This window comes from Streptomyces sp. NPDC004788, assembly GCF_053601115.1.
Window position 1 is genome coordinate 23,898 of sequence record NZ_JBSGBF010000088.1, and the last position, 10,454, is coordinate 34,351.

8 protein-coding genes are annotated in these 10,454 nt (G+C 69.9%); 2 read left to right on the forward strand and 6 right to left on the reverse strand.

What is annotated here, in order from left to right; translation table 11 throughout:
• Positions 1–66: 66 nt before the first annotated feature.
• From ACWEJX_RS29605 to ACWEJX_RS29630, 6 genes are all read right to left on the reverse strand, one after another.
• Positions 67–1,770: a carbohydrate-binding module family 20 domain-containing protein gene (locus ACWEJX_RS29605; RefSeq protein WP_451610485.1), complete on the reverse strand. Its 1,704-nt coding sequence runs from the start codon at positions 1,768–1,770 to the stop codon at positions 67–69.
• Positions 1,771–1,939: 169 nt separating this feature from the next.
• Positions 1,940–3,019, reverse strand: a complete 1,080-nt coding sequence (locus tag ACWEJX_RS29610) for a LacI family DNA-binding transcriptional regulator (RefSeq protein ID WP_451610486.1) — start codon at positions 3,017–3,019, stop codon at positions 1,940–1,942.
• Positions 3,007–4,683 carry a glycoside hydrolase family 13 protein gene (locus ACWEJX_RS29615; protein WP_451610487.1) on the reverse strand — a complete coding sequence of 559 codons (1,677 nt, stop codon included), beginning with the start codon at positions 4,681–4,683 and terminating at the stop codon, positions 3,007–3,009. Before ACWEJX_RS29615 ends, ACWEJX_RS29610 begins: the two co-directional genes overlap by 13 nt.
• 78 nt (positions 4,684–4,761) lie before the next feature.
• The gene (locus ACWEJX_RS29620) at positions 4,762–5,655 is read right to left on the reverse strand and encodes a sugar ABC transporter permease (RefSeq protein WP_451610492.1); all 894 of its coding nucleotides are present in this window, start codon (positions 5,653–5,655) and stop codon (positions 4,762–4,764) included.
• Positions 5,649–6,662, reverse strand: a complete 1,014-nt coding sequence (locus ACWEJX_RS29625) for a carbohydrate ABC transporter permease (protein WP_451610488.1) — start codon at positions 6,660–6,662, stop codon at positions 5,649–5,651. Before ACWEJX_RS29625 ends, ACWEJX_RS29620 begins: the two co-directional genes overlap by 7 nt.
• 104 nt (positions 6,663–6,766) lie before the next feature.
• Entirely contained in the window at positions 6,767–8,047 is a 1,281-nt protein-coding gene (locus tag ACWEJX_RS29630; protein WP_451610489.1) for an extracellular solute-binding protein, read from the reverse strand.
• Between the two features lie 316 nt (positions 8,048–8,363).
• On the opposite strand from ACWEJX_RS29630, the gene ACWEJX_RS29635 reads away from it, so the two are divergent.
• Both ACWEJX_RS29635 and ACWEJX_RS29640 read left to right on the forward strand, forming a co-directional pair.
• Complete coding sequence (locus ACWEJX_RS29635; RefSeq protein WP_451610490.1) at positions 8,364–9,416, forward strand: LacI family DNA-binding transcriptional regulator; 1,053 nt, start codon at positions 8,364–8,366, stop codon at positions 9,414–9,416.
• A 75-nt stretch (positions 9,417–9,491) separates the two neighbouring features.
• Positions 9,492–10,454, forward strand: a 963-nt coding sequence (locus ACWEJX_RS29640; protein WP_451610491.1) for a phosphatase PAP2 family protein, incomplete at its 3' end; no start/stop codon positions are given.

Here is a 10,454-nt window from a genome sequence, read left to right on the forward strand (position 1 = left end):
GCTCCCAGGAGGTACGGGAAAGAGAGGGCCGCCCCGGCGGGGCGGCCCTGGGACGCGCGAGGCGTGCTAGTTGCGGAAGGTGTCGTTCAGGACGACCTGGCCGGAGGCGGGGACGGCCGCGGTGCGGTTGGCACCGGACTCCCAGGTGACGTTCCCGGCCGCATCCTTGCGGAGGTACTTGTACTCGAAGGCCGTGCCGGCGGGGAGGCTCACGTCGAGCTTCCACACGGGGTACGAGGCCGGGTCGAGCTTGAGGGCGGCGGTCGGGGACCAGTTGCCGAGTTCGGCGCGGTTGCCGGTGACGTAGATGTTCTGGCCGGTCACGGTGGTGGCGTTGACGTTGAACGAGGCGCCGGTGGTGGTGGCCGGCGGGGTCGTGCAGGTCATGGCGCCGGTGTGCAGCGCGAGCGCGGTGTTGGCGGCGAGCGTGGCCGTGAACTGGCCCGAGGAGTTCACCGTCACCGGGTTGCCCGACTGCACGTCGCAATAGGTGCCGGCGGCCAGCGAGGTCTGGAAGGTGCGGGTCAGCGCGGCGGACTCGTGGTTGATGGCCACGTACGCCTTGCTGCCCCGTCCGAAGGCGATGGCGTTGTTGCCGTTGTCCCACCAGTTGGTGACCGCCTGGCCGCGGGCCGTGTTGCGGAAGGCGACCATGGAGGCGATCTCGCGCCAGGCGTGCTGGCACTTCCAGCCGTCGCTGTAGCAGGCGTTGACCTGGTGGTTGTTGGGCGCGCCGGCGTCCTTGTCGGTCCACTCGTAGCCGGAGTGGACGTCCGGGGAGCCGTAGGGCCAGGCGAGCATGAAGACGGCGGCGAGGGTGTAGTTCGCGCCGTCCTTGTAGTTGAGGGTGTCGCCGCCGCGTTCGGTGTCGTGGTTGTCGACGAAGACGCCGGCCTGGCCGCTGGGCATGTAGCCCCAGGCCTCGCCGAAGTTGTTCAGGTAGGCGAGCTTCTCGCCCTGGAAGACGCGCTTGAGGTCGCGGGCGTAGCGGAACTCCTGGACGTCGCCGTTGCCGAGGTACTCGCTCGGGGAGACGGCCTCGCCGGCCCCGTAGATGGCCTCCTGCTTCCAGTAGACGGAAGGATTCGTCAGCCTGGACTTGATGTTCGCGAGGTCGGCGGCCGGCATGTGCTTGGCGGCGTCGACGCGGAAGCCGTCGACCCCGAGCGACAGCAGGTCGTTCATGTACGCGGCTATCCGGCCGCGGACGTACTCCTCGCCGGTGTCGAGGTCGGCGAGGTTGACCAGCTCGCAGTTCTGGACGTTGGCGCGGTCCTGGTAGTTGGAGATGGCGGCGCGGCAGTCGTCCATGTCGGCGCCGGAGTAGACGCCGGGGTAGTTGTACTTGCTGTAGGAGGACCCGCCGGTGCCGGTGTAGGTGGCGTTGGGGTCCGAAGGGCCGGCCATGTGGTTGATCACGGAGTCGGCGACGACCTTCACGCCCGCCGCGTGGCAGGTGTCGATCATGCTCTTGAAGGCGGCGCGGTCGCCGAGCGGGCCGGCGATCTTGTAGCTGACGGGCTGGTAGGCGGTCCACCACTGGGAGCCCTGGACGCGCTCCTGGGGCGGGGAGACCTGCACGTAGCCGTAGCCGGCCGGGCCGAGCTGGTCGGTGCACGCCTTGGCCACCGACGCGAAGTTCCACTCGAACATCACCGCGGTGACGTCCTTCTCGCCGGGCGGGGCGGCCTGGGCGGTGGGGGGTGCCGTGACGGCCACAGCGGCTCCTGCCACAAGGGCGAGTGCAGCGGCCACGGTCTTTCTTGCCATGTTTCCTCCTGTACGACGTCCCTGTCGCAAGAGCGGCTCCCGGGCTCACGAGAGCTGTTCGCAAGAAGTTGCCGAAAATTCAAGCAACTGTTTTCAGCCGTGACCGTAGGGGCGTACAGGTGTGCGGTCAACCCCTCGCACACCTCGACGCAAGCGATTGCGCAAAGAGTTACGCGAAGGCGCCGGGCAGCCGCGCCGGCGGCTGCGCCGTGGAGCCCCGCACCACCAGCTCCGGCTGGAACACGAACTCCGTGCGCTGGACCGGGTTCCCCTCGATCTCCTCGATCAGCGCGCCCACCGCCGCCGTCGCCATCGCCTGCACCGGCTGACGGACCGTCGTCAGCGGCGGGTCGGTGAACGCGATCAGCGGGGAGTCGTCGAAGCCGACGACGGACACGTCCGTGGGCACGTCGAGGCCCCGGGCGCGGGCGGCCCGCACCACGCCGAGCGCCATCAGGTCGGAGCCGCAGACGATGCCGGTGCAGCCCTCGGCGAGCAGCAGGTCGGCGGCGGCGTGGCCGCCCTCGACGCCGAACAGCGTGGGCCGCACGAAGCGTTCGGCCTCCGCCCGCTCGACGCCCAGCAGGGCCCGCAGCTCGGCGGCGAAGCCCTCCGCCTTGCGGCGCGAGGGCACGTAACGCGTCGGCCCGATGGCGAGCCCGATCCGCTCGTGGCCGAGTTCCACCAGGTGCCGTACGGCCATCCGGGCCGCGGCCCGGTCGTCGGGCGAGACGAAGTTGGCGTCGATGTGCTCGTTGAAGCCGTTGATGAGGACGAACGGCACCCCGCGGTCGGCGAGCCGGGTGTAGCGGGCCGGGTCGGCGGTGGCGTCCGCGTGCAGCCCGGACAGGAAGACGATGCCGGCCACCCCGCGCTCCACGAGCTGGTCGACCAGCTCGTCCTCCGTGGCGCCGCCCGGCATCTGGGTGCAGAGCACCGGGGTGTAGCCGTGGCCGGCCAGGACCTGTTCGACGACCTGGGCGAAGGCCGGGAAGATCGGGTTGGTCAGCTCGGGCACGACCAGGCCGATCAGGCCGGCGCTGCGCCGTTTGAGCCGTACGGGACGCTCGTAGCCGAGCACGTCGAGCGCGGCGAGCACCTTGTGCCGGGTCGCGCCGGCCACGCCCGCCTTGCCGTTGAGGACGCGGCTGACGGTGGCCTCGCTCACCCCCGACTGGGCCGCGATGTCCGCGAGCCGCGGGGCGCCCCCTCCGGCGCCCCGCGGCAGGGGGATCGTCACACCGCCCACCAGACAGTGGTGTCCGCGGGCAGCTCGACGACGGCCTCCCCGTCATGGGAGACCGGCTCGTTGGCGAGCAGGAACCGGCCGGGCAGCGGGACGGAGATGGCCCGGCCGGTGGTGTTGGCGGTGCAGACGAATCCGTCGCGCCGGAAGGCGAGGACGCCCTCGGGGGCGTCCAGCCACTCGACGGACTCGCCCGCGCCGAGCCCCGGCTGTGCGCGGCGCACGGCGAGCGCGCTGCGGTACAGCTCCAGGGTGGAGGTGGGGTCGCCGGTCTGCGCCTCGACGCTGAGCGCGCCCCAGTCGGCGGGCTGCGGCAGCCAGGAGCCGCCGGTCCCGAAGCCGTACGAAGAGCCCTCGACGGTCCACGGGATCGGCACCCGGCAGCCGTCGCGGAAGCCGTCCTGGCCGGACGCCCGCCAGAACGACGGGTCCTGGCGGACCTCGTCGGGCAGGTCCGTGACGTCGGGCAGGCCGAGCTCCTCGCCCTGGTAGACGTACGCGGAGCCGGGCAGCGCCAGCATCAGCAGCGTCGCGGCGCGGGCCCGGCGCAGACCGAGTTCGCGGTCGCCGGGGGTGCGCAGCTGGGTGCCGAGCCCCGCCGGGTTGGCGAAGCGGGTGGCGTGCCGGGTGACGTCGTGGTTGGAGAGCACCCAGGTGGTGGGGGCGGCGACGGGGCGCATCGCGGCGAGCGAGGCGTCGATGACACCGCGCAGCTCGGCGGCGTCCCAGTGGGTGCCCAGGTACTGGAAGTTGAACGCCTGGTGCATCTCGTCGGGGCGCACGTAGTTCGCGGTGCGGTCGACGGTGGGGGTCCAGGCCTCGGCGACGAGGACGCGCTCGCCGTCGTACTCGCCGAGGACCTTGCGCCAGGAGCGGTAGATCTCGTGGACGCCGTCCTGGTCGAAGAAGGGCATGACGTCGTTGCCGAGCAGCTTCAGCTGGTCGTGGCCGCCGATGTCGGGCAGGCCCTCGGCCTTCACCAGGCCGTGGGCGACGTCGACGCGGAAGCCGTCGACGCCCATGTCGAGCCAGAAGCGCAGGATGGAGCGGAACTCGTCGCGGACGGCCGGGTGTTCCCAGTTGAAGTCGGGCTGCTCCGGCGCGAAGAGGTGCAGGTACCAGTCGCCGGGGGTGCCGTCCGGGTTCTCCGTACGGGTCCAGGCGGGGCCGCCGAAGATGGACTCCCAGTCGTTGGGCGGGAGTTCGCCGTTCACGCCCTTGCCGGGGCGGAAGTGGTAGCGCTCGCGCAGCACCGATCCGGGGCCCTCGCGCAGCGCGCGCTGGAACCACTCGTGCTGGTCGGACGAGTGGTTGGGGACCAGGTCGACGATGATCCTCAGGCCCAGTTCGTGGGCCTCGCGGATGACGGCGTCGGCGTCGTGGAGGGTGCCGAACATGGGGTCGATGGCCCGGTAGTCGGCGACGTCGTAGCCCGCGTCGGCCTGCGGGGAGGCGTAGAACGGGGAGAGCCAGACGGCGTCGACGCCGAGCTCCTTCAGGTACGGCAGCCGGCTGCGGATGCCCATGAGGTCGCCCATGCCGTCGCCGTCACCGTCGGCGAAGCTGCGCGGATAGACCTGGTAGATCACCGCGTCTCTCCACCAGCCCGACTGCGTGCCGGTGGTCGGGGCGGCGTCAGCGGCGGCGGTGGCGAGGTGCTGGCTCATGTCTTCCTTGCGTCGTAAGGACATTCGTACGGTCCCCCGGTCTGTTCGTACGGGGTCGGTCCGGCGTGCGGCTGGGGCTCAGCCCTTGACGGCGCCGGCGGACATGCCGGTCACCAGGTGGCGCTGGGCGAAGAGGAACACCAGGGCGGCCGGGATGGCGATGAGCACGGAGGCCGCGGTCATCGGGCCCCACTGGGCGCCGTACTGGTTGACGAACTTCTGCAGTCCGCCGGCGAGGGTGAGGTTCTCGTCGCCGACCATGAAGGCGGAGGCGTAGGCGACCTCGCTCCAGGCGGTGATGAAGGAGTAGAAGGCGGTGACCGCGATGCCCGGCTTGGCGAGCGGCAGGATCAGCCGCCAGAAGGTGCCGAAGGGGTTGAGGCCGTCGACGTAACCCGACTCGTCGATCTCGCGCGGGATGGTGTCGAAGAAGCCCTTCATCATCCAGGCGCAGAACGGGACGGCGATGGTCAGGTACGTGATGACCAGGCCGGTCGGGCTGTTGAGCAGGCCCATCGACGCCATGATGTTGTAGATCGGCACGATGAGGACGGCGACCGGGAACATCTGGGTGATGAGCAGCGTCCACATCAGGCCGCGCTTGCCGGGGAAGCGGAAGCGGCTGACGGCGTAGCCGGTGGTGGAGGAGACGAAGACGCCGATCACGGTGGTGAGGGCGGCGACGAGCAGCGAGTTGCCGAACCAGGTGAGGAACGGGGTGTCCCGCAGCAGGCCCGTGTAGTTCTCGAGCGTCGGCTCCTTGACGAAGTCCGTGGTGGTGGCGAACTTCGCGGGCTTGAGCGAGGTCAGCAGGACCCACAGCACCGGGAAGACGGCGATCACGGAGGCCACGATGAGCGTGAGGTGCAGCCCGACGGAGGCGAGCGGCGAACGCCGGCCGCGGCGGTACGCGCCGGCCTTGGCGGGCACGCGGGCGTGCGCGGGGGCGGAGGCGGGGGCAGTGGTCACCAGACTTCTCCCTGCTTGCGGAGGACCCGCCGGTAGACCGCGGCGAAGACCATCAGGAGGATCAGGATCAGCACGCCCCAGGTGGAGGACTGGGCGTAGTCGCGCGGGCTGATCTCGAAGGAGAACTTGTACGCCTGGGTCACCAGGATCTGCGTGGCCTCGCCGGGACCGCCCCGGGTGAGCAGGAAGATCACCGGGAACATGTTGAAGGTCCAGATGGTGCTCAGCAGGATCACCGTCGTGCTGACGGACCGCAGGCCGGGCAGGGTGATGTGCCGGAAGCGCTGCAGGGCGTTCGCGCCGTCCATCTCGGCGGCCTCGTACAGCTCACCGGGTATGGACTGCAGGCCGCCGAGCAGGGCGACCATCATGAACGGGACGCCGAGCCAGACGTTGACGGCGATGACCGAGAACTTGGCCCAGGTCGGGTCGTTGAGCCACGGCACGGCGTCGATGCCGCCGCCCGCGAGCAGCGAGTTGAGGATGCCGCGGCGCTCGTCGTAGAGGAAGCGCCAGGCGAAGACGGAGACGAAGCCGGGGACCGCCCAGGGCAGGATCAGCAGCATCCGGTAGACGGAACGGCCGGCGATCTTCCGGTTGAGGACGTTGGCGAGCGCGAGCCCGAGCGCGAAGGTCACCGAGACGCAGGAGACCGTCCACAGCAGCGTCCAGCCGAGGGTGGCGAGGAACTGGCTGCCGGTGAGCGCGTCGACGTAGTTGTCCACGCCGACGAACTTGTAGGTCGCCGGGATGTGGTTGACGCCGATGGAACGCTCGACGTTGCGTTCGTCGGCGTCGGTCAGCGACAGCCAGATGCCGCGGACCAGCGGGTATCCGATGATCACGCCGATGACGAGCACGACCGGGGCGACCATCGCCCAGGCGTACCAGTGGGTGGAGAGGGAACGCCTCGTGGCGCCCTGCCGCTTGCCAGTGCCGCGGCTCCGGCCGCGGGCGACGTCGTCGCCCGCGGCCTTCGCCACCGACTGGCTGCTGGTGTCCACAGCCATCTAGCCGGTCTGCCTTCCTCTTGCTGCCGCTGCTGCCGTTACCGGTGTGCTGCCGTTACCGGTGTGCTGCTGTTACCGGTGTGCTGCTGTTACCGGTGCTGCCGTTACTTCCAGCCCTTGAGGAGCTTGCGGTAGCTGTCGCCCACCGCCTTGGCTCCGTCCTCCGGGCTGGTCTGGTTGGTGAGGACCTTGGTGTACTCGGTGACGAGCGGGGTGAAGAGGCTGCCGCCCTCGGGGATCCAGGGACGCTCGACGGCCTTGTCGACGACCGGCTTGAAGAACGTGATCATCGGGTTGAGGGCCACGTCGGGGTCGTTGTAGGCCGACTGACGCGTCGGGAGCAGGCTGAGCTCCTTGGCGACCTTGATCTGCGCCTCGGGCGAGCTCATGTACTGGACGAAGGCGTAGGAGGCGTCCAGGTTCTTGGACCCGGCGTACACGGCGAGGCCCTGACCGCCCTGCGGGGCGCCCTGGCCGGCCGAGCCGGCCGGGACCGGGGCGATGCCCAGGTTCGCCTTGTCGGCGAACTCCTTGCCGGTGTAGGTGTCGGTCACGGCCCACGGGCCGTTGATCATCATCGCGACCTTGCCGTCCTTGAAGGCGGCCTGCATGTTGTCCCAGCCGTTGGTCGCGTCCGTGATCGCGGCCTTGGAGTCGACCAGGTCCTTGACGGTCTTGAACGCCTTCACGCCGGCGGGGTTGTCGATGGTGACGGTCTTGCTGTCGGCGTTGACCATGTCACCGCCCTCGCCGTACAGGAAGGAGAGGAACCAGTAGGCGTCGTCGCCGCGCAGGTAGAGGCCGGTCTTGCCGGTCTTCTGCTTGATCTTGGCGGAGACGGACTTGAGCTCGTCGATGGTCTTGGGGACCTCGACACCGGCCTCCTTGAAGATCTTCTTGTTGTAGAAGATGCCCATGGAGTCGATGACCTGCGGCACGGCGTAGGTCTTGCCGTTGTACTTGGTGGACGCGGCGGCCTGCTTGAGGAAGTCGTCCTGGTCCTTCAGCGCCGGGGTGCCGTCCAGCGGCGCGAGGTAGCCGAGGTTCGCGAAGTCGGCGGTCCAGGCGACCTCGGAGCGGATCACGTCGGGGGCGCCGGCGCCGGACTGGGCGGCGTTCTTGAACTTGTTCTGGGCCTCACCGAAGGGCACGTTGACGTACTTGATCGTGACCTTGGGGTGCTGCTTGGTGAAGTCCTCGGCAAGCTGCTTGAAGACCTTGTCCTCAGAACCGACCGTGGACGTGTCCCACCAGGTCACGGTGCCGGAGAGCTCGCCCGAGCCCTTCGAGCCGCCGCCGGAGGAACCGTTGTCGCCGCTTCCGCACGCCGCCAGGGTCACGCCCAGGGCCGCGACCAGCGCGGTGGCCGCTATGCCACGCCGCATGTGAACTCCTTCAGGATGGTCCCGGGTGGACGAGGGGCTCGAACCTTCCTCATGCGACCGCTCCCTCGCGGCGCGCCGGGCTGGGCAGGAACGTAACAGGGATGAAAACTCGCCGAAAGACCTTGCGGGAAATTTCTGCAAGACCCGGGGATCGTTACATCCACGTGTCCCGAAGGTTGCCGATGAGCCGCTTGACAGCGAAGGGGCGCCGGTTCCACTTGCAAGAACTTGCGAAAGAACGGCCGAAGGGAGGCGAGAGCGGCCGGAACCCGTACGTGGTGGGCAATCCGACCCGCGAGCGGTACAGTCCACTCCCATGACCGCGCGGCTCTCCGACATCGCAGCCCAGGCGGGGGTCAGTGAAGCCACAGTCAGCCGCGTGCTCAACGGCAAGGCCGGTGTGGCCTCGGCCACCCGCGAATCCGTGCTTGCCGCGCTCGACGTGCTCGGCTACGAGCGGCCCGTACGGCTGCGCCAGCGCAGCGCGGGCCTCATCGGACTGATAACCCCCGAGCTGGACAACCCGATCTTCCCCGCGCTCGCGCAGGTCATCGGGCAGGCCCTCACCCGGCAGGGCTACACCCCGGTGCTCGCCACCCAGACCCCCGGCGGGTCCACCGAGGACGAGCTCGTGGACATGCTGGTCGAGCGCGGCGTGGCAGGCATCATCTTCGTCTCCGGGCTGCACGCCGACACCACCGCCGACATGGGCCGCTACGACCGGCTGCGCGGCAAGGGCGTCCCGTACGTCCTCATCAACGGCTTCTCCCCCAAGGTGCAGGCCCCCTTCGTCTCCCCCGACGACCGGGCCGCGATGGTGCTGGCCGTGACGCACCTGGCGGCGCTCGGGCACACCCGGATCGGGCTCGCGGTCGGGCCGAAGCGGTTCGTGCCGGTGCTGCGCAAGATCGAGGGTTTCGGCAAGGGGATGCGGGAGCGGTTCGGGCTCTCCCCGGAGGAGACCGACGAGCTGGTCCAGCACTCCCTCTACACCCTGGAGGGCGGCCAGGCCGCCGCCGCCGCGCTCATCGCCAAGGGCTGCACGGCCATCGTGTGCGCGAGCGACATGATGGCGCTGGGCGCGATCCGGGCGGCCCGGCAGCAGGGGCTGCAGGTGCCGAAGGACGTCTCGGTCGTCGGCTTCGACGACTCCCCGCTCATAGCGTTCACCGATCCGCCGCTCACCACCATCCGCCAGCCCGTGCAGGCGATGGGCCAGGCGGCGGTCCGGGCGCTCCTGGAGGAGATCGGCGGGACGCCGGCGCCGCACAGCGAGTTCGTGTTCATGCCGGAGCTGGTGGTGCGCGGATCGACCGCCTCGGCACCCGTGTCCCCCGCCGCTCCTCCTGCCCCGTCCCCTACGTCTTGAGGCGGAGCGGGTGCGCCTGATACCCGACCGCGGGATGATCGGTCGAGGAGTAGGCATCTGGCAAACTCTCCTCCTATGGGTGAAACGACCGTGAAGACCTCGGAAATTCGGACGACCCCGTCGTCACCCATCGTGGCCGACGGCTGGTTGGCGCGCGCCCTGCGGGCCCGTACGCCCCGGCGCCCGCGGATCTGGTTCGAGGTGCTCCTGATCGCGGTCAGCTACTGGACGTACTCGCTCATCCGCAACGCGGTGCCCGAGCAGAAGGCCCAGGCCCTCCGGAACGCCGACTGGGTCTGGCAGACCGAGCACAGCCTCGGGCTCGCCTTCGAGCACGCCGTCAACCAGGCCGTCAACTCGGTGACCTGGCTGATCGTGGGCATGAACTACTACTACGCCACGCTGCACTTCGTCGTGACCATCGGTGTGCTCGTGTGGCTGTACCGATGGCATCCGGGCCGTTACGCGGCGTTCCGCACCGTGCTCTTCGCGACGACACTCGTGGCCCTCGTCGGCTACTACCTGTACCCGCTCGCGCCGCCCCGGCTGATGAACGGCGGCCACTTCACCGACACCGTGCTCGTGCACCACACCTGGGGCTCGATGGCCTCGGGCAACCTCAAGCACATGTCGAACCAGTACGCGGCGATGCCGTCGATGCACATCGGCTGGTCGCTGTGGTGCGGGCTCACCATCCTCCTGCTGGCGAAGGCGCCCTGGGCGCGGATCCTCGGCATGCTCTACCCGGCGGCGACGCTGGTCGTCATCGTGGCCACCGCCAACCACTTCTGGATGGACGCGGTGGGCGGCGTGCTCTGCCTGAGCTTCGGCTTCGCCGTCGCGTACGTCTGGTTCGGCACCCACCCGCACCGGCTGCCGAAGCTGGTGGAGCCGCTCGCCTCGGCCCCGCAGGGCGTGACGCCGGGCGGTCCGCCCCCGGCGGTGGGGGGGGTGCGGGTCGCGGCGGGCCGCGGGGGCCACGACACACCGGGGCGCCGGGGCGCGGGACAGTGGTCCACCCGGGGGGGGGGGGCTCAG

Bases quoted from the DNA above. Each gene is read 5' to 3' on its own strand.
- ACWEJX_RS29630 (WP_451610489.1), bottom strand. From the start codon at position 8,047: ATGCGGCGTGGCATAGCGGCCACCGCGCTGGTCGCGGCCCTGGGCGTG.
- ACWEJX_RS29605 (WP_451610485.1), bottom strand. From the start codon at position 1,770: ATGGCAAGAAAGACCGTGGCCGCTGCACTCGCCCTTGTGGCAGGAGCC.
- ACWEJX_RS29625 (WP_451610488.1), bottom strand. From the start codon at position 6,662: ATGGCTGTGGACACCAGCAGCCAGTCGGTGGCGAAGGCCGCGGGCGAC.
- ACWEJX_RS29615 (WP_451610487.1), bottom strand. From the start codon at position 4,683: ATGAGCCAGCACCTCGCCACCGCCGCCGCTGACGCCGCCCCGACCACC.
- ACWEJX_RS29635 (WP_451610490.1), top strand. From the start codon at position 8,364: ATGACCGCGCGGCTCTCCGACATCGCAGCCCAGGCGGGGGTCAGTGAA.